The 22,260-nt window shown below is 36.0% G+C and carries 21 protein-coding genes; 7 read left to right on the top strand and 14 right to left on the bottom strand.

What is annotated here, in order from left to right; translation table 11 throughout:
* The first annotated feature begins 73 nt into the window (after positions 1-73).
* Both rbsR and IGJ23_RS01460 read left to right on the top strand, forming a co-directional pair.
* A complete protein-coding gene (rbsR, locus tag IGJ23_RS01465; RefSeq protein WP_010720232.1) occupies positions 74-1,099 on the top strand; it encodes a ribose utilization transcriptional repressor RbsR in 1,026 nt (341 codons plus the stop codon).
* Between the two features lie 321 nt (positions 1,100-1,420).
* On the top strand, positions 1,421-3,526 hold the full coding sequence (locus tag IGJ23_RS01460; RefSeq protein ID WP_438774546.1) for a glucosaminidase domain-containing protein: 2,106 nt from the start codon (positions 1,421-1,423) through the stop codon (positions 3,524-3,526).
* Positions 3,527-3,898: 372 nt separating this feature from the next.
* On the opposite strand, the gene IGJ23_RS01455 is transcribed toward IGJ23_RS01460, so the two are convergent.
* The 10 genes from IGJ23_RS01455 to IGJ23_RS01410 all read right to left on the bottom strand — a co-directional run bounded on the left by IGJ23_RS01455 (position 3,899) and on the right by IGJ23_RS01410 (position 12,912).
* Positions 3,899-5,707 carry an FtsX-like permease family protein gene (locus tag IGJ23_RS01455; protein WP_063626493.1) on the bottom strand — a complete coding sequence of 603 codons (1,809 nt, stop codon included), beginning with the start codon at positions 5,705-5,707 and terminating at the stop codon, positions 3,899-3,901.
* Positions 5,708-5,721: 14 nt separating this feature from the next.
* The gene (locus IGJ23_RS01450; protein ID WP_010720235.1) at positions 5,722-6,474 is read right to left on the bottom strand and encodes an ABC transporter ATP-binding protein; all 753 of its coding nucleotides are present in this window, start codon (positions 6,472-6,474) and stop codon (positions 5,722-5,724) included.
* Positions 6,475-6,480: 6 nt separating this feature from the next.
* Positions 6,481-6,867 carry a YxeA family protein gene (locus IGJ23_RS01445; protein WP_284613706.1) on the bottom strand — a complete coding sequence of 129 codons (387 nt, stop codon included), beginning with the start codon at positions 6,865-6,867 and terminating at the stop codon, positions 6,481-6,483.
* 436 nt (positions 6,868-7,303) lie between these two features.
* Positions 7,304-8,173: an SPFH domain-containing protein gene (locus IGJ23_RS01440; RefSeq protein WP_178286897.1), complete on the bottom strand. Its 870-nt coding sequence runs from the start codon at positions 8,171-8,173 to the stop codon at positions 7,304-7,306.
* Between the two features lie 26 nt (positions 8,174-8,199).
* A complete protein-coding gene (locus tag IGJ23_RS01435) occupies positions 8,200-8,694 on the bottom strand; it encodes a DUF5348 domain-containing protein (protein WP_010720238.1) in 495 nt (164 codons plus the stop codon).
* Positions 8,695-9,101: 407 nt separating this feature from the next.
* Entirely contained in the window at positions 9,102-9,935 is an 834-nt protein-coding gene (locus IGJ23_RS01430; protein WP_010736937.1) for a DUF4097 family beta strand repeat-containing protein, read from the bottom strand.
* Positions 9,936-9,952: 17 nt separating this feature from the next.
* The gene (locus tag IGJ23_RS01425; RefSeq protein ID WP_438774545.1) at positions 9,953-10,567 is read right to left on the bottom strand and encodes a DUF1700 domain-containing protein; all 615 of its coding nucleotides are present in this window, start codon (positions 10,565-10,567) and stop codon (positions 9,953-9,955) included.
* On the bottom strand, positions 10,560-10,877 hold the full coding sequence (locus tag IGJ23_RS01420; protein WP_010736935.1) for a PadR family transcriptional regulator: 318 nt from the start codon (positions 10,875-10,877) through the stop codon (positions 10,560-10,562). The genes IGJ23_RS01425 and IGJ23_RS01420 overlap by 8 nt, the downstream gene beginning before the upstream one ends.
* A 338-nt stretch (positions 10,878-11,215) precedes the next feature.
* Complete coding sequence (locus IGJ23_RS01415) at positions 11,216-12,241, bottom strand: HAMP domain-containing sensor histidine kinase (protein ID WP_010736934.1); 1,026 nt, start codon at positions 12,239-12,241, stop codon at positions 11,216-11,218.
* Positions 12,238-12,912, bottom strand: coding sequence for a response regulator transcription factor (locus IGJ23_RS01410; RefSeq protein ID WP_438774544.1), 675 nt, complete (start codon positions 12,910-12,912; stop codon positions 12,238-12,240). Before IGJ23_RS01410 ends, IGJ23_RS01415 begins: the two co-directional genes overlap by 4 nt.
* A 141-nt stretch (positions 12,913-13,053) precedes the next feature.
* Between IGJ23_RS01410 and IGJ23_RS01405 the strand changes: the two genes are divergently transcribed.
* The 3 genes from IGJ23_RS01405 (at position 13,054) to IGJ23_RS01395 (ending at position 17,509) form a co-directional block, all read left to right on the top strand.
* Positions 13,054-15,390 (top strand): ABC transporter ATP-binding protein/permease, encoded by a 2,337-nt coding sequence (locus tag IGJ23_RS01405; protein WP_181914780.1) that lies wholly within the window; start codon positions 13,054-13,056, stop codon positions 15,388-15,390.
* Positions 15,391-15,920: 530 nt separating this feature from the next.
* The gene (locus IGJ23_RS01400) at positions 15,921-16,436 is read left to right on the top strand and encodes an RNA polymerase sigma factor (protein ID WP_438774543.1); all 516 of its coding nucleotides are present in this window, start codon (positions 15,921-15,923) and stop codon (positions 16,434-16,436) included.
* 11 nt (positions 16,437-16,447) lie between these two features.
* Positions 16,448-17,509, top strand: coding sequence for a DUF4179 domain-containing protein (locus IGJ23_RS01395; protein ID WP_207431855.1), 1,062 nt, complete (start codon positions 16,448-16,450; stop codon positions 17,507-17,509).
* 65 nt (positions 17,510-17,574) lie between these two features.
* Here the strand turns inward: IGJ23_RS01395 and IGJ23_RS01390 are convergent, their stop codons facing one another.
* The 3 genes from IGJ23_RS01390 to IGJ23_RS01380 all read right to left on the bottom strand — a co-directional run bounded on the left by IGJ23_RS01390 (position 17,575) and on the right by IGJ23_RS01380 (position 20,165).
* Entirely contained in the window at positions 17,575-17,862 is a 288-nt protein-coding gene (locus IGJ23_RS01390) for a DUF1905 domain-containing protein (protein WP_034699260.1), read from the bottom strand.
* 120 nt (positions 17,863-17,982) lie between these two features.
* Positions 17,983-18,696, bottom strand: coding sequence for a DUF4811 domain-containing protein (locus IGJ23_RS01385; RefSeq protein ID WP_010736929.1), 714 nt, complete (start codon positions 18,694-18,696; stop codon positions 17,983-17,985).
* Positions 18,693-20,165: an MDR family MFS transporter gene (locus IGJ23_RS01380; protein WP_034699264.1), complete on the bottom strand. Its 1,473-nt coding sequence runs from the start codon at positions 20,163-20,165 to the stop codon at positions 18,693-18,695. The genes IGJ23_RS01385 and IGJ23_RS01380 overlap by 4 nt, the downstream gene beginning before the upstream one ends.
* A gap of 137 nt (positions 20,166-20,302) precedes the next feature.
* Between IGJ23_RS01380 and IGJ23_RS01375 the strand changes: the two genes are divergently transcribed.
* A complete protein-coding gene (locus IGJ23_RS01375) occupies positions 20,303-20,782 on the top strand; it encodes a MerR family transcriptional regulator (RefSeq protein WP_010720251.1) in 480 nt (159 codons plus the stop codon).
* Positions 20,783-20,960: 178 nt separating this feature from the next.
* Here IGJ23_RS01375 and IGJ23_RS01370 read toward each other — a convergent pair whose 3' ends face one another.
* Complete coding sequence (locus IGJ23_RS01370; RefSeq protein WP_088775258.1) at positions 20,961-21,512, bottom strand: PadR family transcriptional regulator; 552 nt, start codon at positions 21,510-21,512, stop codon at positions 20,961-20,963.
* A 103-nt stretch (positions 21,513-21,615) separates the two neighbouring features.
* Between IGJ23_RS01370 and IGJ23_RS01365 the strand changes: the two genes are divergently transcribed.
* Positions 21,616-22,146 carry a phenolic acid decarboxylase gene (locus IGJ23_RS01365; RefSeq protein WP_010720253.1) on the top strand — a complete coding sequence of 177 codons (531 nt, stop codon included), beginning with the start codon at positions 21,616-21,618 and terminating at the stop codon, positions 22,144-22,146.
* The last annotated feature ends 114 nt before the right edge of the window (positions 22,147-22,260 follow it).

The following is a 22,260-nucleotide window of genomic DNA, read 5'->3' as shown; positions in this document are numbered from 1 at the left end:
ACGCCTTGTTTTTCATTTACATTGCTGGTTTTCCATGGGAAAATAAAAGTAACCGTTAGATAGGAGTATCAGAATGAAGAAAAAGAAAATAACGATTAAAGACGTGGCAAAACATTCTGGTGTTTCCATTGCCACTGTTTCATTGATTTTAAATGGTAATGAAGAAAAATTCAGCGCTAAAACAGTTGAAAAAGTGCTTGCTTCAAAAGACATTCTCGGCTATCAACCTGACTATGTCGCTCGCCAAATGATTACGAAAGAAACAAAAACGATTGGTGTCCTCGTGCCGGATATCACCAACCCTTTTTTTAATACGCTAATGCGTGGAATTGAAGATGTGTTATACAAACAAAACTTCGTGACGATTTTATGTAACGCTGATTCTGACCATCAAAAAGAAATTGAGTATTTAGCCGAATTAGCACGACGAGGCGTCGATGGGTTTATCATAGCTACTTCCGCTGTTTCGACTACAGCAATCAATGAAAATCTCAAGAAACAAAATCGACCTTTTATTGTGTTGGATCAAAAAAAGGCTGAAGGATTTAGTGATGCAATCAGCACAGATGATTTTCGTGGAGGATACTTGGCTGGTACACACTTACTTCATTTAGGTCACCAATCCATTGCGCTCGTTTATCCACAAAATCCCCCTGAAAACGTCTATCGTAGGATCGAGGGTTTTAAACATGCACTAGATTTTTATCAGCTCTCGCACGACAATTTATTGTTACTACCTACTCATTTTTCTAAAAATGGTGGGTACCAGGTCGTTCCAACGATTCTTAATTCCTCTGCGACCGCAATCTTTGCCTTAAACGACGAGCTCGCTTTTGGTATTTATCGTGGGTTGGAAGAACATGGAAAGAAAATCCCCGAAGATTATAGCGTGATTGGATACGATAATGTGGATATGTGTGAATATGTCAAACCAAAATTAACGACGATCGCTCAACCAATTTTTGAATTAGGTCAATCTGCTGCTCAATTATTATTAGCCCGTATCCAGTCGCCTGAAAAAGAATGGAGCGAAAAATTATTACCAGTAGAATTGAAAAAAAGAGCTTCAACTAAGCGTGTAAGTAGCATTTGTGAATAAATTATGAAGAAAAAAATAAAACATGATGAAGTATTTTTGTGTTTTATTTTTTTTTGTTTTTTACGGTCGTTATTTTTACAAATATTTTGTAGAAATCTATCTCCTTTGGTACAATTTAAGTAGTATGACCATTTCCCCCAAATTTGTTCTCCCCCAACAAATTAATGGCATGCAGAATAATTAAAATGTTAAAGCGAAGCGACTTATTAGAAAAAAGAATCGTAGCTTATTAATCAAAAAAATCAGATCTTTGTTATGTATTAACAACAGTTGCATGAGCATAGAGACTCGTCACAAGCAAAAAGAAAAGGAGTACCGCATATGAACAAAAATAAAGCAATACGCCTACTTGCTACATCTTGGCTGATTGCTCCAACGATTTTATCGACTCAAGCTGTTTTTGCAACAGAAAACCAACCAACAACTACAAGTAGCTCACTTGTTTCGGGAAGTGATTCTGTAACTTCAACAGCATCAAGTACAGACACAACTGAATCGTCCACCACAGATTCATCAGCCACAACTGGCTCAACGGGTGAATCATCAACCACTGATTCATCAACGACTGAAACAGGTGAATCAACTGAGAAACCTGCGGAAGAAGTTGCGACACATACACTGACAGTTAATCCCGAATTACTGGGGAAAATTAAGCTGTCTGTTATCAGTAGCGCCCCTCGAGAAGAAAAAGAGTTGACCATCCAACCTAATGGCACGGTCAGTGGGTTGAAAGAAGGAACGAAAGTGTTCTATGAAATCACCCCTCCTAAAGGTGAAAAATTACTTTCTTTCCAAGTAAATGGTGCCCAAGAAGTGAATTATCAAAAAAGATTCTTTGTCGTTGGTGTAATGGATCTATCATTGACTGCTTCATTCAACACACCAACTGTTCCATCTGAAGACTCTTCTACTCAGGATACGACTAATTCAGCTGGAAATACTCAAGATTCTTCTCAAACGACAAAACCTAATGATACAACGAAACCTAGCACAGACAAAAATAAACCAACTGATAGTTCAAAAGAACAATCGAAACCGTCAACGTCAACCAGTAACGATTCAGTTGTTTCAGCGAATACCAATAATTCTTCCAATCACCAAACAAATGACAAAAATAAAGGTCAACAGTCAGGAATTGAAAATCCTGTAGACGGGTCCTCCGATTTTGTCAGCAAAACACCGATTGAAACAACTTTACCAACAAACACGACAGCAGTTCAAAAAGAAATCGTGAAAGAAGCCTATAAATATTTAGGCAGACCCTACGTTTGGGGAGCAAAAGGACCAAGTACATTTGACTGTTCGGGTTTAGCTTATTATGTTTACATGAAAGCCACTGGTCATTATATCGGTGGATGGACAGGTGAACAACAATACGCTGGAACACAGATTCCAATAGATCAAGCACAACCAGGTGACTTAGTATTCTGGGGACCTTCCTCAGGTGTCACTCACCACGTTGGGATTTATATTGGTAATGGACAATTTATTCATGCCCCTCAACCAGGTGACAAAGTTCGGATTACTTCAATTGCTGATTTCAGACCAGATTTTGCAGTACGTGTCAATATCGCAGGTCTACCAAGCGTGACTGACCAACTGAAAAACCAGTCGATTTTAGATGGTTTAAATGATTCATTCAACTTTACAAAAAATCAAACAACGGATCAGTTTTTGAAAAAAATTGCTACAAGCGCGCAAGAAATTGGTCAAAAAGAAGGCATTTACGCTTCTGTTATGATGGCTCAAGCGATTTTAGAAAGTGGTTCTGGCAATAGTTTGTTGGCAAGTGAACCAAACTATAATCTGTTTGGCATAAAAGGAACTTATGAAGGAAAAAGTGTTTTGTTCAATACTTTGGAACAAGACAGCAACGGTGCAAATTACCAAATCCATGCAACCTTCCGTAAATACCCTTCTTATAAAGAAAGCTTAGAAGACTATGCGAAATTGATCAAAGGCGGGTTGTCCAATAACAAAGATTTCTACAAACCAACTTGGAAATCTGAAGCCAAAAGTTATAAAGAGGCAACGAAGTATCTGGAAGGCCGCTATGCTACAGATAAACAATACGCCAAAAAATTGAATGCGATCATTGAATCGTATGATTTAACTAAATACGATGAACCGAAAAAAGAAGATAATAAAGAAACCAAAGTTAAAAATGTTTCAAAACCTTTGGTAGTACCTGTGTCTTGGGATAAAAATGAGATGTCGCTAGTTGATGTAGACACTTGGTCTTTAAAAACAATTAGGAAAAAACCAGAATATCTTTCTACAATGAAAACACCAAATTACTGGGAATTGTACTTGCAACTATCTGCCAGAGAAATTCCAAAAACGACTGTCATTAAAGTCAAAGCCGATACCATTCCTTTATTGAAAAACTTAGCGATCATCCATCCATCGTGGAGTAGATTAACTTAAAAAAAGCTATGACAGAAGTGTCTAGCTCTGAAAACAAGCCGGAGAAGAGGTTGAGACAAGTTTTGTCTCAGTCTCTTCTCCGGCTTATTCATGTTTAGAGTGAACGTGTGATGTCTCAGATGTTTTTTGTTTTAGCGTACACAAAAAGCACACAACCTTGTAAGATTCAAGTAACGAACAAAAATCAAAGGAGTGTGCCTTTTGTTAAACTATTGGATCGTCCATCAAACCACTTCAGTAACCCATATGGAACAATTTATTCCAGAAGCTGATATTACCTAGTCAATACCTCAGATGAACCAATGCTTCTTTTTCGTCTCTTTAACAAGTGCTATCGATGAAACCAACCAATTTCACCTATTTAGAGTATTTTTATTTCTCTCTTTTCAAAACAATACTTGTATATAACCAAACAGTCAATACATAGTAAATAAAGTACATGACAAAGAAAATTCCGAACGGTATCAACACATCACGATATGGATCATTCATTAAAAATTCAAATAGTCTTAAACCAAATAAGACATGGATCGCTCCTAAAATACCAGGTGCTAAGAATAAAACACCAATTTCTCGTCGAATCGATTGTCTTAATAAGCCACGAGTCGCACCGATTTTTTCTAACATCGTATATCGACCAATATCGCTCTTACTACCTGAAAGAATCTTAAACATCAAGCAACTTGCTAACATCGCTAAGAACGCAATTCCTAGGAAGAAGCCCATAAATTCCATCCCTGAGAAAATACCATTCACTTGTTGATACATTTCATATTTTTGTCCACTCATGGCTTGGTAATCTTTCAACTCTGGATTGACTTGATTATTTTCTTTTACTAATGTTTCGATACCTGGTAAACTTGCTTCAAAATCTTTGACTGTAATTAATTGTAGCGTTGTTTCTGGCAGCGCTAATTGATCGAATTCACTCGCACGAACTAATTTTATTCCCTTCGCTTGTTGCGTAGGTAATTCGTTTTGTCTTAATGTCTCTTGCAACTCACTTGATTTTGCGATTTCTTCACCAGTTGCTGTCTTTACTTTGTTATCCGCAAAAGTGTTCCCACTATATGCAATATATCTAAGCGGCTCTTTTTCCCATTCATCATAATTGTAATAAACGTATTGTTCATCTTCTTTTTGAGCATAGATGTTATTTGACGTTGGATTTAGTTCTCTGACTTTTCCTTGGTCAATCTTTTGTGCATTGTTTAGAACTAAATCATAAGCGTTTGATGAATTGGTCAATGCGGAGATTTGATTTCTGAATCCTAAACCAACCGTTAACGCTCCTAAAGCTAAAGCAAATAAGATCGCTACCATTGAAAGCATTTGCGTATAGTCCCGAATCCTAAAGCTTAATTGTGATAAGGTAAAGTTGTTCAACTTTTTCAATGAGATACCTTCTGATTTTTTCAGTAAAGACAAGAAGAAAATAATCACTGAATGGAAAATGAAATAGGTTCCCAGACAAATCGTTACGAGAGAAATCCCTAAACCAGACAATCCAATACGTGCAATTTCTGATAGAACGTAATAACCAACGCCTAATAAAACAACCCCTAATACAACTTCAAGTAAAAATAAAAATTTATTTTGTTTCATTCGTGTTGGTGTAGCTTCCGCACGAATCAATGTAAGAATTGGCTTTTTCACAATTGAAAAAGCATTGGTGATTGCTGCTAATAAAAACAAAACAGCAAAAAAGAAAAGAGTGATCAGAATACCCTTTACACTAAATGGTGTAAAATGTGTAATTGAAATGTTTAATTGTTCAACGAGTATTCGTTCCACAATACTTGTTAGCCCTACACCAATCGCAGAGCCAACGACGGTCGCCGTTGCACCCACAACAAATGTTTCGGTAAAAATCATTTGTGCAATTTTTCTGCCCTTAGCCCCTAACATCATAAACATTGCATAATCTTTCTGACGCATCGCCATTAAAAATGAATTAGCATAAAGGATGTATACAAAAGTAATGATTGCTAATAATACCGAGCCAAAATGAAAAATTAAAACAGTTGATCCAACGGTAGAATTACTTTCTAAAAACGCTTCATTGCTTGCGATTGACTCGAACATATAAAAAATAGCTGAAGTCATAACCAAACCTGAAAATAATACAATATAATCTCTTAAACGCCCTTTAATCCCAGTAAGCGATAATTTCCAAAGCATGTTTTTTCCTCCCCTTACTGTTCTAGATTTCCTAAGATCGTTAGAATATGACGATAAAACTCATCACGGCTTTGTTCGCCACGTTTGACTTCTTCGTGGATACCGCCATCTTTGATAAATAAGATTCGTTCACAGTAGCTGGCAGAAAACGGATCATGTGTTACTAATAGAATTGAAACATCATCTTTTTGATTCAATTCTTTCATCGTATCTAGCAAATCACGCGCACTCTTAGAATCTAAAGCTCCAGTCGGTTCATCACCTAATAAGATCGTTGGTTGTGTAACCAAGGCACGAGCTGCTGCTACCCGTTGTTTTTGACCACCTGAAATTTCAGAAGGATAACTTCCCATGATATGAGAAATCGATAAACGTTCTGCTACTGCTTTGACCCGTCGCTTGATTTCTTTAGGTTTAACACCTTGTAAGGAAAGTGGTACTGCAATGTTTTCTTGTGCAGTTAAGTTTTCTAGTAAATTAAAATCTTGGAAAATAAAGCCAATCTCTTTCGCACGAAAGTCTGCTAATTGGTTTCCTTTTAACTTTGTTACATCGTTTTGATTGATTCGGATATTTCCGTCTGTGGGTTTGTCTAATGTAGATAAAATATTTAACAACGTTGATTTACCAGATCCAGAAGCCCCCATGATTCCGATAAATTCTCCTTTTTCTACTGTAAAGCTGATTCCACTTAAGGCTTGTGTTTTCTTCTCATTATTCTTACCGTAGATTTTTGTTACATTTTGAACCTCAACAATTTTTTCCATTTTCATCTATCCTTTACTTAGTTTTTCTTGTGCTAACTTAGGTATATCGTTTTGTTTGACTTCTTCATAAGAAGTGACACCTTTGTTTTTATTCCATGTAATCTCTAAATAGGCTCCTTTTCTTAAAGGACGCGGTTTTTGTCCATTAAATGTTAATATTTTTTCACTTCCCTTTTCATCATATCCGGGAAGAGTATATTTATATTGGATGGTTATTTCATCACGATTATCTTTTATTTCCTCTTTTTCTCCATCTGTCGTAATTTTGACATAGTAGCTATCGCCACCCATGATCATTCGATCCGCAATTTTTAGGCCCCCAAAGATAAAAACTACCGAACCTAATACCAACGCTGCAATGGAAATGCCAATCCCGACCAGTAGTTTCTTCATTTCCTCTCCTTCTTTCACATATGATAGGGCAATTATAAAAAAAAAGACCGTATTTTACCTTTGATTTAACTGTCAAATATCTTTCAATATTGTCATTTATCTATCACAAAGCAAAAGAGTGATTCGCAAGCTTGAATCGAATCGTTTTTTATTTAGATAATAGTTTGATGAATTTTATAAAAAGAAGTTGAGATAAAAGTGTTTAGCATCAAGAAATAAGAAGGAATTTCCGAAAACTGCTTCTCATATTTTTTGAAGATGCTGCTTTGATCTTACCGTGAACAAGAGGTCAGCTCTTTGAACGCCATTTATTCGTTTTTAGAGATACTAAAAAAGACTGAGTTTTGGCTCAGTCTCTGACTACTCTACTGTTCTATTATAGAAAAAATACAGTTGAAAAATTCGTTACAATCATACGATATTTACTCAATAATGGCTATTTTTCTTTCACTGTCCCTGTATTAATGACTGGTTGTGTTCCTTTATCTGTAATAATCGAAACAAGTAGGTTATTGATTAATTGGACTTTCCGATCATCTGTGAAATTGATCTCTTGTCCTGTTTCAATTTGTTCCAATGCCATTTGTGTCATCGTAACTGCTCCTTCAACGATCGTTTGCCGAGCAGATAAAATAGCTTTTGCTTGTTGTCTTTGTAACATTGCACTAGCAATTTCAGTCGCATACGCTAGATGATTCAATCTCGTTTCAATCACCTCGACCCCAGCAACAGATAACCGCTCTTGTAGCTCGTTGGCTAATTCATCAGAAATGGCAGTCGTATTGCCTCGCAAAGTCAAATCTTCTTCATTGAAAGTATCATAAGGGTATTGGCTAGCAATATGACGAATCGCTGTCTCACTTTGAATCTCAACAAAATCTTGGTAATACGCCACATCGAACAACGCCTTAGCCGTGTCAACAACTTTAAAAACTACGACGGCAGATATTTCGATGGGATTGCCATCTAAATCGTTCACCTTTAAAACCGAACTGTTAAAATTTCGTACTTTTAAAGATAAGTTGATTTTTTGTGCAAACGGAACCGTTAAGAAAAACCCACTTTCTCGTATCGTCCCAATGTACTGTCCAAAAAACAAAATAACTTTTGCTTGGTTGGGACTAACAACCGTTGCGGAGCTTAGTAGTGCAATAGCAATCAACCAACAAACAAAACCCATGACCGTCTGGAAGATCGCTCCACTTGTCATGCCAAAATAGAATAAGAAGCCGCCGATACCAACTAATAACACCAAACCGCTCAATCCAATATACCCATTTACATAAACCGCTTTCTTTTCACTCATCACTTAGTTCCTTTCTTAGACCATTCCTACATGATTGGTTTCTTTCTAATCCGTGCCATCACTCCCTCTAATTCTAATTCCTTATCTTCTGTGATATACCAACCACTCACTTGTGGTCCTCCGGAAGTTTGGGGTAGATATTCTAACCTTGTGCGTACCCAATGTTTTTCTTCAGTAAAATAATCTTCCACTAAAATCTCTAAATCAATTCCTGCAGAAAGAATCAAATTCTCTCGAACTGATTTGAACACAAAACGCTCTTTTTCTTCGTCGTACTTTAAGATCCCTGTATCTAAAATCGGCAAAGAGTAATAGTCTAATTCCCTCTTTACTTTCAATAAATGATGGAATACTTCATTGTAAACTTGTTCTAATTGCCGACCTTCTGAGTTATTCGGGTAATCGATCATCACACGTTCTTTTTTTGTATCATAATATTTATGATTAAGTTCCGTGAGATAATTATGTAATTTTGTTATTTCTAACTGTAGCTCTTCTCGTTTCGCTTCATCTATTCTCATCTATTTTTCCACCTTATTATCTCAGCTGTGTTTTCTCTATTTTCTCTTATTTTACTACAGATTTGTAAGTTAAGCGATGAAAAAAATCGTTCTTCCCCATGATACTGCCCGATGTCTTAGCATCCTAACAGTCATGTCTGTTATATTAGCTAACCTATCTGAGAAACTATCTATCAAACACCTATCCGAGATAAAAGATGTAAAATCGTTATCTAAATGTGAATAAACCGTTATTCGAAAAAACTTTTACGTGGATCATCATCCATAATCAACGACCGTCATTCAAAATCTTTTGAAAAAAATCGCTTAATCAAAAAATCGAAAAGTTCCAAAAATAGTTGCACCTATCTTTGAACCTCTTCGATTTATTTCTCTTTACTTCCTCTTAATGACAGACTTTATCCTTTTTAAACATCATACTGATGGTTTTCGTCAGCTATCACCACACTGCTATCATAACCAGTGATTTTTATATTGTTTTCTCCTTTGATCACTGTTTTGATTGGTAATTCTTCATTATTTTTTGTGACAGTTGACATCCCTAATAGATCAATATCTAATCCAATCTCTCCATTATCAAGAAAGTCTACATAGCAATTTTCTAACATAACTGTTCCTTGAGTATTTTTGAATCCATTTAAGAATAGATTCCCATACTTGGCATTCAATTCGATGTTTGAAATATCTGAATTATCAATATTTACATAACTTTGCACAGAATTTACTTTAACTTTTTTTCCATCAACTTTATTAAATGTAATGTATCCACCATTATTTGTAACGGAAACATTCTCACTCACTACGTCATTTAATAAAAGTTGTCCTTGCTCTCCTTCTAACACAAGTTGATCTAAAGGAAGTTCGCTAGGAACTGTCAGGGTGATTTTGGATGTGTTATTCATTACATGAAACAAGACGTTTTGTTCACGACCATTTCCGTTAATCGTCAAAGTATCTCCTTTAGTAGTGACTTGAGGTTTACTTGCTTTTTCATACGTAGAGTTAACTTCAAAATTTTTGCCACGTTTGATCTCAACTTGTTGGTATTGTGCATTGACCACTATTTTGTTGATTTTTTCTTTTGTCGATATCACTTGTGAGTCATGGTTCATTTCGACCAATTGAGGGCCATTTTCCCAAGCAAGGCTTCGGTGCGTCCCAAACGCATAGGTTGTCCCAGCAAGTAAGCCACCACTAACCATCAAGCCTAGACCAGCCATTAAAAAATATTTTAATTTCATCTTCACACCTCTTTTTCTTATAACTTCGACGAATGAATCGCACGTCTCGTTACAAAACGACGTCCAACCCACTTCACAAAATTCATCATCATTTTAAATATCCATTTTGTCATTTTCAGAAGGAGCGGCGCACAGAAGACGACGGTTCCAGTAGCGAATAGCCCTAATCCAACGTAAAATAATCCACTTTCTATCGACTGCCCCAACACACCAATACCCGAAACAACTGAAAATAATCCAAGTCCTAAAACAGTAATACAACCGACATAACCACCTACCAGCAAAGCGACTAATAGACATAATAACCCCACGATCACTGCAACAAAACCAATCGCCAAAGGAATCAACAGAGGGGAGGCACATAAGCCAATCACGATCATCCAAATCAAACGAATTTGTCGTTTAGAACTTCTTGGGTTGATTTCATCTGTTGCTGAATCATCTTGTTCAGAGAAATAATTGATTTTCAATTTAAGCGCAAACTGTTTAGGCGTACCATATTCTTCAATGATTTGATCAATTGTTTTGCCAGAATCTAAAAAATATTCTTCATAATATTGAATCAAATCGAATCGGTCATCTTCAGGAATCTCTTGGATTTCCTCTATTACCTCATCTAAATATTCATTCATGTTTATTATCCTCCAATAATCGATTTAAGGAATCTCGAAAGACGATCCACTCATCAATAATATCTTCTAACCGATTATACCCCGCTGGTGTTAATTGATAATATCGACGATTTCTTCCTTCAAAGGGTTCATCATAAGTATCTAAAAATCCTTCTTTTTTTAACCTTCTTAAGACGGGATACATCGTTGACTCACTTACCGACAGGCTTTCCTGTACGATTTTAGTCAACGCATAGCCATACATATCTTCTTTACTCAATGCAGCTAATACCGTGCCATCAAGTAATATCGTTGGAACTTGGATGTGCATTCCTTCACCTTCTTTTATACAATATCTTCTTTCACAACATATTATACTATATATAATATTGTTTTAAAATATAAATGTTGATTATTTTTAAATAAAACAGCATAATACTTAGATCTAAAATCTATAAATAACGCTCCGAAATCAATTGCTGCTTCAGATTATTAGAGTTGAGCCATTTGAGAAAGACAAAAACATACTAAGATGAGTGAGCAAGATATTCGACGGAATACCTTACCCACTCATCTTAGTATGTTTCTTTTATCACGTAATTGATCTGGTTTTAGTTCATAATAAAACAATTGAACAGAACAACTACTTCATCATTAAAGTTTAGCTTTTTATTTTTTCAAGCTGATCACAGCTGTGGTTCCTACTTCAGGAATGCTGTTATAGCGTATCGTACCCTCATGCAATTCAAGGATTTTTTTTACCAAAGACAATCCCAAGCCATTGCCAGCCATCTGACGGCTTGTGTCTCCTTGATAAAATTTTTCAAAAATGCGATTTTGAGTTTCTTCGTTCATCCCTACACCTGAATCCGTTACTTCCAATAAAATATCTGTAGCATTTTGAGTCAAACGAATTTCGATCTTGCCATCGGGTTGATTATACTTGATCGCATTATCCATGATATTCAACCACACCTGGTATAAAAATTCTTCGTTTCCCTCATAAAAGACCGTATCCAAATCGATATGCAACTTCAACCCTTCCCATTTAGGTTGCAAAAACACGATGACTTCTCGTATTTGTTCATCTAAACGAAATTTATGCTTTTCGATTTTGACACTTTGGTTTTCTAACTTATTTAGTTTCAAGATATTTTCAGTCAACTGTGAGAGCTGAGTAATATTTTCAATCAATCGTTGCAAAAACACTTGCTTCTCTTCTTCTGGAATATCTGGTGCTTGTAACAATTGGACATAGCCTTGGATCGTCGCTAGTGGTGTTTTAAACTCATGTGAAACACTCGAAACAAAATCATTTCTTAGCGTTTCGATGCTATTGAGTTCTTGGACCATCACGTTGAAATCTTTATATAACTGTTGGACTTCTGCGACTTTGGGAGGTTCCTCCATTCGAATAGAAAAATCACCTGTAGCTACTTTACTCATATTTTTACGTAGTTCACTGATTGGCTTCAAGATCCTATGACCGACAAATCCAGAGATTACCGTGCCGACGATCATGCTAAAAAAAGCAAAAACGAATAACGGATAGAGTGTTGGTCGTTCAGATGGCGTAACGTTTTGATGAGAAAGCAAAAAAATAAAGCCTAAGAAGCACAGTAGAGTCACTAATATTGAAACAAACACAATGCTAGCAAAGTAGATCCACAGTTGAGAGTATAATTTCTTTTTCATCTTTTGACCTCCGCTTTATACCCGAGTCCTCTAACGGTGATGAGCTGAAAATCTTCACTTGCTTCAAAACGTGTCCTTAATCGTTTGATATGTACATCGATCGTTCGTTCTTCTGTATTTGTATCCAACCCCCAAATATCGTCCATCAATTGTTGTCTCGTAAAAATCTTATTCGGGTAAGCTAACAGTTTGTAAAGCAAAAGAAATTCTTTCTGAGGCAGCACACTGACCTTTTCATTTTGTCTCACTTCATACGTTTCCTGATCTAAGGTAGTATTTCCAATATTCAATTGATTACTATGATTGATTTTTGCTCGCCTTAATAACGCTTCTACACGTAAAACCATTTCATTGACATCTACGGGTTTCGTCATGTAATCATCCGTTCCTAACTGGAAACCACGTTTTTTATCTTCAAAATCGGCTTTAGCCGTGATCATCAGCACAGGAAGCTCTATTTTTCCATCTCGTAAACTTTCCAACAATTCATAACCATCCATCTCAGGCATCATGATATCGGTAATAATCAATTCTACATGAAAATTTTCCAATCGTGCTAATGCTTCTGTTCCACTATTAGCTGTGACTACCGAAAAACCAGCATGTTCTAATACTGAACGATAAAGCAATTGTAAATTTTCATCATCTTCTACTACTAATATACGGTTCATTTTATTCCCTCGATTTTTTGAAAAATTTCTTGTTTCTTTCTGATTGTTCATATTGAGTTAACATTCATTGATTATACTGCGTTTATTGTTCTGATATACTTTTAAGTATACCGAATATTCTAATAAGAAAGAAGGACGAATATGCTACAACTTAAAGATATAAAGAAATATTATAAAGTTGGCGAAACAACGACTAAAGCATTAGATGGCGTATCTGTTGCCTTTAGAAAAAAAGAATTTGTTGCCATTCTTGGTCCAAGTGGTTCAGGAAAAACAACGATGTTGAATGTCATCGGTGGCTTAGACAACTATGATTCCGGAGATATGGTGATCAACGGAAAGTCCACAAAAGACTTTAAAGATAGCGATTGGGATGCTTACCGAAACAATTCGATTGGTTTTATTTTTCAAAGTTATAACTTGATTGGACATTTAGGAATCATCGAAAATGTTGAATTAGGGATGACACTTAGCGGTGTGGCCAAAGAAGAAAAACGCCAAAAGGCTGAGGAAGCCTTACGCCGTGTCGGTTTAACGGATCATATGCACAAAAAACCAAACCAATTATCTGGCGGACAAATGCAACGGGTCGCAATTGCCCGTGCTTTAGCCAACGATCCAGATATCCTCTTATGCGATGAACCAACTGGAGCTCTAGATACCGAAACAAGTATCCAAATCATGGAATTGATCCAAGAACTATCTAATGAGAAGCTAGTAATCATGGTTACCCATAACCCTGATCTTGCTCATCAATATGCAGATCGAATCATTGAATTTTCAGATGGTAAAATCTTGGCAGATTCACATCCTCATATCGAACGACCAAAAGATGATCAATTCAATTTACGTCGGACAAAAATGAGTTTCTGGACAGCCCTGAAACTTTCATTTAATAATATCCGCACGAAAAAGGGGCGAACATTTTTGACGTCCTTTGCTTCAAGTATTGGGATCATCGGGATTGCGATCGTCTTGGCATTATCTTCAGGTTTCCAAAAACAAATTGATAAAACACAGTCTGAAACGATGGCAAAATTCCCGATCACTATCTCCAAAGTGACAACCAATCGTTCAACAGATTCTGCTTCATTGGGTACTAGTAAAGCGGATTATCCAAATACAAAACAGGTAACTGCTAAAATCAGTGATGAAGATAAAGCACAGCACACCAATAAAATCGACCAATCTTATGTAGATTATGTCAAAGATATCGATCCTAATTTAAGTAATAATATTGGCTTTACTCGTGCTACTGGTATCAATATGCTTCGCCAAGTTGATGGTAAAGTGCAACCAGTAAGTTTCTCTAACCAAAACCCTGAAAACGAATCATTATCATTATCAAGCACGATGTCTGCTATGACGGGTGTCGGTGTTTCCAGTTTTCCAACACAGTTAGACAATCAAAAAGAAAACTTTTTAAAAGCGAACTATTCACTGCTTTCAGGCAGTTATCCTGCTTCTGCGAATGACGTGGTCTTGATCGTAGATGGTAACAACAATACAAATATCAATGCTTTGAAAAACCTAGGATTTGACGTAAAAGACGGTCAAAAACTAGACTTTGATCGCATTGTTGGGACAACTTTCAAAGTAATCAACAACAATGATTACTACACGAAATTACCTACTGGCAACTTTATTCCAAATACTGATTATGATACGATGTATGCTAATTCAACGAACGAAGTAAAAATTGCAGGGATTTTACGAGTGAAATCTTCTTCAACGATGAATCTTCTTTCACCTGGAATCGCATATAGTGATCAATTAACGACACAAATTGTTAACGAAAATAAAGATTCTGAGATTGTAAAAGCGCAAAAAAATAGTGATACGAATGTGATGTCCAACGAAAAAGTGGATGAAACAGCTAAACAATCACTGATCAGCTATTTAGGCGGTGACAGCATTCCAACTAGCATCATGATCTATCCAAATAACTTTGGTGACAAAGAAAAAATCCTTGATTACTTAGATGCTTACAACAAAGGAAAAGCAGAAGAAGATAAAATCATTTACTCTGACTTAGCAGGAACAATGACTGAATTGACTGGTGGTTTGATGGATGCCATCACTTATGTATTGGTTGCTTTTGCTGGTATCTCACTAGTGACAAGTATGATCATGATCAGTATTATCACGTATACTTCAGTCATCGAACGTACCAAAGAAATCGGGGTGTTAAAAGCATTAGGGGCTCGTAAAAAAGATATCACTCGTGTTTTTGACGCAGAAACTTGTATCTTAGGAATCTCTTCGGGCTTATTAGGTGTTTTGATTGCTTGGTTAGCAACGTTCCCAATCAATCATTTACTCTATCAAATGACTGATCTAAAAAATGTGGCTCAATTGAACCCACTCCATGCACTGATCCTCGTGATCGTCTCTACGATCTTAACGATGTTAGGTGGGCACATCCCAGCAAGAATGGCTGCTAAAAAAGATGCAGCGATTGCTCTGCGTGCAGAATAAACGATTGATATTATTTGAAAGAGATTGAGAAGTCCTTAGCAGCAAGAATAAGAAGGAATTTCCGGCAATTGACAAGAAACACAAATACTTGTTTTCCCTGTTGATTGTCGTCTACTTGGTTCTTCTCAAATTTTTGGACAATTTCGGCTTATTGCCGAAGGTCAGACTTTGAACACTATTTATTCTTTTTTAGAGATACTAGAAGAAACTGAGACAAGTTTTAGCTCAGTTTCTTCTTTATTTTTTAGTCAGTAATATTATGTGTTAGAAACAACATAGCATGCACTGTTGACTGGATTGTAAGAATAGTAGATGTACCACTCTTGCGTGTAGACCCCCCAGCACATATTGCTTCTCCAATTGAAACTTTAGAGCTGTAGGTATTCCCTATTTCTGTACCTATGTTTTTTACAGTTAAATGATAGAATATGCATCTTTTAGAAAACGCTTAAATAGCCAAAATTATTTTTATGTATTTGAAACTTTTTTCTATTTATTTGACTCTAATAGATGTAAGAGAAAAAATCTTTATGAAGTGGGAGGAAAATCGTGTGCCCAGTGATTTATTTTTAGTAAAAAAAGCAAAGGAGGGAGATAAAGAGGCATTTGTCCAATTGTTTAAAAGTTATGAAGCTGTTCTCTATAATACAGCGCGTAAGTTTTTGAACAATTCAGAAGATATTGCAGATTGTTTACAAGAAACAGCATTGACGGCCTACAAAAATATCCAAAGCGTGCAAAAACCAGAATATTTTAACACCTGGTTATGCAAAATTCTCATTAATAATTGCAAAAAAATTCTCAAAAAATCAAAGAAAGAAACTTTTTATGTAGAATACGAGGAAGAAAAAAATACAACGATACGTTCAATGGAATTAAAACACATGCTACAAAAATTAGATTTGAAATATCGAATTCCGTTGGTGCTCTATTACTATAATGGGTTTTCCATCAAAGAAATCAGCACGGTATTATCTGAACCAGTCAATACAGTGAAGACACACCTTGCTCGAGGGAAAAAACTACTAAAAATAGAGGAGAGCTAGGAGGAGAAAAAATGACTATTTCTGAAAAGAAATTTATGGAAGAACTCAAAAAAGAGGAACGCTTACCCTCAGAAGTACGAACCAAATTAGAAGCCACCTATGACTCTATACGAAAGGAGAAACAGGTTCCACTTAAAAACTACATAAAAAAACGGGTTTATTTGATAGCTGTTGCCGTATTTCTCATAAGTATCTGTTTGTATGCTTACTCACCCTTAGGCACTGCAACTGCTAATTTTTTACGATTTGGGAAATTTACTTCTGAAACATTGAATCAAGAAGGGTTTATTTCCAACCAACAACTTACAGCCTATGATAAAAAAGCAGATATACAGTTAACAGAACTCTATGTAGATAAAAATGAACTAGGGTTACATTTTACTGTTCATCTTCCAAAAAACTCGGAGCTTTTAAACAAAAAATGGGAGAAATATGGATTAAATTTTGGGATCAAAAATGGGCAAGATCAGTATTTGATTGATTTTCGTTCAGGTCTAGCAGAAGAAAAAGAAGACTTGTCGCTATTCCGTTCGATCAATGAGGAACAGACCATTGATCGAGAAACAAACACATTGGAATTTATTTACAATCTACATCCTACAAAAACGGGCTCGGTTCCCTCTCTTGAAGAGACAACCATACAAATCAATGGCATCACAGCCTACAGAACAAGTGACCCAAAAACATATTCTATTTTTAAAGGCGAATGGGAACTACCTATTGATACAAGTAAGATCAACTATTTTGACGAAATAAATTTTACTCCAAAAAATAATCACCTTTTACCGATTGAGCGAGCAATGGCATATCCTACTAATTTTGTCATTCGTTTTAAAGATGAACAAGACTTTTTGAAAAAGTTGCCAAAACCAAAAAGTAATGCCGACAACAATATTCAATTAAAAATAGTAACTGAAAAGACGACAACCTATTACCCATATTCTAAATTTACTTCTGTTACTGAAGGGTCAAATAACTATTGGGATATGACTTTTGACTATTCTGGATATGATCAACAAGCCTCGATTTATCTCGAATTGAAAGGAATCGGAGAAATTGAGTTAGAAAAATAGATCGGATTGTGGCAAATCCATCATGTTAGTTATAAAAAATGAGCAGAAGACAACTATCTTCTGCTTTAATTTTTTGGAATCACTTCTACAGAAACGATATCACCGATGTCTTTCTCAATTTTTTTACGAATATCTTTACGTATCCCTAAGATGTAGCAAATTGTTCCATCTTCGTTTTTCACCCCCATATTCACAATACTTCCCTCATATGCTACTCCATCAAATGTCGCTTGAACTTTGACTCGGCCTACACCAAACTCTTCTCTGAGATCATAAGGAAAAATGATATATGCGCCACCCTTACCTATTTCAGAAGCATAAATTTTTGACTGGAAAGAATATTTTTTTTGCATTTCCCCACCCCTTTTTTGTTCAGTATAACAAAAAAAAGGACTCTCCACAGCTGATCGTTCAACTGTATGGAGGAGCCCTTTTTGAAATTAACTGATTCTTGCACTTACTTGATTAGCTGACTATTTATTTGCTTTGACTTCTTCAACTAATTTCGTTAATGCTTGTTGTTGGAATTGCGTTGCTAATTCTTTTGACAATGTTGCTTGTTCTTCTGGCGTCATGGCTGGATTTTCAGTCATAGCTTTCATCAGACCTTCTTGTACAAAAGCCTTTGCGTCGCTTTCCATCGTACTTTGTTGTTCTTTTACTCGTTGCGCTAATGTTTTTGCTTGATCCGTACTTAATTCGATCCAATCAGCTGGAATTTTAAAGGTATTCACACGACTGGCATATTCGTGGTTATTATCCGCTAGATTGAACCAGAATTTATACATATCATTTTTATAGACCCAATAAGTTGTTTTTGCTACTTTTTGCGCTTGACCAGTCGTACGTTCTACTTTATTGGTTTCATTATCAGTACCGGTAGCTTTTGGTTTCTTTTGGTCTTCACTCGTACGGTAAAGGTAGACTTTTTCAGTCCCGTCACCTAATGCTTGATATAAAAGCATATTTGCACTATCTGAATCAGCACTTGATACGATGTTAGTGGTTTTCGTTTCAGTTACTTTTTCCATGCCAAAATGGTTGGATAAATTAGCCACGATCAACCCTAAGGATGCCACAAAGACTAACCCAAAAAGTAATGATACAATTGTTTGCCAAGCTTTTTTTGCAAAGATATTCATTAGGGCAAAAGCCACTAAACTAATGATCAATACGAAAATAATCATGCTTTATCCCCCGCTTTCGCTAGAACAGGTTCTTTTCTCTTCAATAAGAAGGCAATCACAAAACCAATCACACCAAAGACGATCGCCACAAAGAATGCTGCGTGGTAACCAGATAATGTCGCATTGATCGCTTGGTCTTTATAAGTTAAAGGCGTGCTTTCTAAGACTGATTTTGCAGGTAGATTATCTTTTGTTACATTGGTCAATACACTGATCAAAATAGCTGTCCCAATCGAACTAGCAATTTGTCGGAAGGTATTGTTTACTGCAGTCCCATGACTGATCAGTTTGTTTGGTAAAGCATTCATACCAGATGTTGTTACTGGCATCATAACCATAGAGATCCCAAACATCCGAATCGCATAGAGAACAACAATATATAAAATAGGCGTTGTTTTTGTTAAGAAAGCAAATGGTGCTGTTGCAGCGGTTAGCACGAACATCCCGACAATCGCTAAACGTTTTGCACCGTGTTTATCAAATATCGCACCTGTGATCGGCATCATCGCCCCCATAATCAAGGCACCGGGTAGTAACATCAAGCCAGAATGAAAAGCTGATTCACCACGGATATTTTGGATATATAGAGGAACAACCATTTCAGCACCGACCATCGCCATATTCGTTACACCAGCTAAAACTGCTGCAATTGTAAAGGTTGATGATTTAAATACACGCAGTTCCAAGAATGGATTTTCCAAACGAAGTTGGCGCCATGCAAATAAGGCAATAAATATTACCCCTACGATCAAGAAGCCGATCACTTTCGCACTGCCCCATCCAGCATCACCGACACTTGAAAAGCCATAAAGCAAACTACCAAATCCAATTGTTGAAAGGATCGCAGATAGAATATCGATACTTGGATTTGATAACGGAATAACGCTTCGCATCAAGAAAAAGGCTAAGACCAAAACTAAGACGACAATTGGTAAGACCATACCAAATAGATCACGCCAATGATAGTTATCAATAATATAACCTGATAATGTTGGTCCTAAAGCTGGAGCCAATCCAATAACGATTCCTGACATCCCCATGGCAGATCCTCTTTTTTCTGGTGGGAAAATCGATAACATAATATTTTGTAATAAAGGCATTGAAACACCCACACCACAGGCTTGGATCAAACGTCCAATCAATAAAGTACTAAAGTTAGGGGCAACAAAACAGGTAATTGTTCCGATTAAAAAGACTGACATTGCTGATAAATATAAACTTCTTGAACTAAATTTATTGATCAGCCAAGCAGTAATCGGAATCATGATTCCGTTAACCAATAAGAACCCTGTTGTTAGCCATTGAACACTTGATGCAGAGATATCAAAATCTTTCATCAGCGTAGGAAAAGCTGTAGTTAATAAGGTTTGATTTAATACCGTACAAAAGGTACCAATCAATAAAACGACAACTAATAGTGTCCGATTATATGGTTTGCCGTAAATATCTACGGGTTGATTTTTATTCATATTTCTCCTTCTTTCTGAATTCTTTCTGAAACCACTTGAATACTTTAGTCCTATTTCGTTCATTTGTCAACCTACTTGACACATAAGTTATCCCAAGTATAATTAAGGAAAGTTAGACAACAAAAGGAGGGACAAAAATGGTAGGAGCATCCCTGAAACGTTTATTAGAAAATGATCATTTACTGGTAGGAATCAGTGAACTAAGTGAAATTGTCGGTGTGTCTCCACGTCAGTTACGATATTGGGAACAAAAAGAATTCATTCGTTCCGTTTCTACTGGTGTGAATTGTCCTCGAAAATATCAATTACCTACTGTTATCAAGGTTGAGATTATCAAAAAATATTTAGATGAAGGCTATACGTTGAACAAATCAGCTGAAAAAGCCGAAGAACGTCTAAAAAAAATGAAGCATGTCCGCAAAGTTTTTTCCAAAGCAATCAAAGAAATCGAATTGATTGATGAAAGATATACTGTTTTATTGATCGGTGATTTCAAAGAGACAACTGAAGACTCAAAACTTTATATCATCCACGATGAAGCAACAGATGAACTCACGTATAAAATTGTCCCCGTAAGCGAAAAAATTGATTTCGAACAATTATTGAAAAATCTTTAAGCAATGAAAAATAAAATGTAGTCAATTCTCCCAATTTCTCATGTGTTTTACCAAAACAGTTTAAGAAATTGACGATAATCGACTACATTTTTTGCTTCTTTTCTATCTTTTTCAATTCACTACTATCATTAAATGAAGTTATTCAATTAAGTTTATCTTATATTCTCTATTCCATTTATTATTTCTGTCTTTTTTGCTCTTCTAATACGCCCGTCAACCAATTCGCATATTCTGTTTCTCGATTGATCGCATGGGATAAAATCAAATAGTGTCCATAATTTTCTTCTTGTTCTTTTCTTGTTGGAAATATCCTCTCTTGACGTGCCAATAGATGTGCTCGCTTTTCTTCATGGAGATCCCGTTGCTGCTCAATGATCTCTCTCAACATCGGATCATTCACATCTTTCACAAAATATAATTTCAACACAAACTCATCTCGATTGACTGGTAATTCATTCGTTGGCGTCCGAATCCATTCGTTTAACAATGCCTTTCCTTCATCCGTTAATTGATAGACTTTCTTCTCTAATTTCATCCCTGTAATTTCAACTTCATGTTTGATGATCCCTCGTTCTTCCATTCTTGCTAATTCAGGATAAATTTGACTATGCTTCGCTTGCCAAAACTCACCGATTTCATTTTTGAACGATTGGTTTAATTCATAGCCTGTCATCTTTTTTTTACTTAACAATCCTAACAAAATATAGCGTAGCGTATTTTTTCTCGCCATGCTCTCTCCTCCTTGACAAATCCTTTTATTCATTCTATCATAATCACGTAATCAAAAACATGTACTTTATTACATGTTTTAATTTAAAAGGAGCTGTTGTTTCATGAAAGAATTTAAAGAACTAGAAGATTTTATCGGTACACACTTTATTTATACGTACGATAATGGTTGGGAATATGAATGGTATGCTAAAAATGACCATACTGTCGACTATCGAATTCACGGCGGAATGGTCAAAGGCCGTTGGGTCAAAGATCAAGAAGCAGATATCGTTAAGTTAACAGATGGCGTCTTCAAAATTACTTGGACTGAACCAACTGGTACTGACGTGGCCTTGGATTTCATGCCCAATGAAAAAAAATTACATGGAACGATTTTCTTTCCTAAATGGGTTGAAGAACATCCTGAGATCACAGTTACTTTCCAAAATGAACATATAGCTGAGATGGAAGCAGCACGTGAAAAATATGAAACTTATCCAAAATTGTTAGTACCAGAGTTCGCTAACATTACTTATATGGGCGCTGCTGGTCTCAATAATGAAGATGTCATTAGTGAAGCTCCTTATGAAGGAATGCCTAGTGATATCCGAGAAGGTCGTTATTTTGATAAAAACTATAAACGGATAAAATAAGAATCATTCGTAGATTTGACTATTAGTCTTATACGAATAGGGAAAAACAACCATAGCATCTCATACTATGGCTGTTTTTTTAATTAACTATTGATCTAAATAAAGCGAGCAACA

Origin of the sequence: Enterococcus sp. DIV1682a, from assembly GCF_051711005.1 — a bacterium.
Lineage (GTDB): Bacteria > Bacillota > Bacilli > Lactobacillales > Enterococcaceae > Enterococcus_B > Enterococcus_B hirae.
The sequence above is the reverse complement of the archived record's forward strand: the minus strand, read 5'-3'. Positions and strand labels throughout refer to the sequence as shown.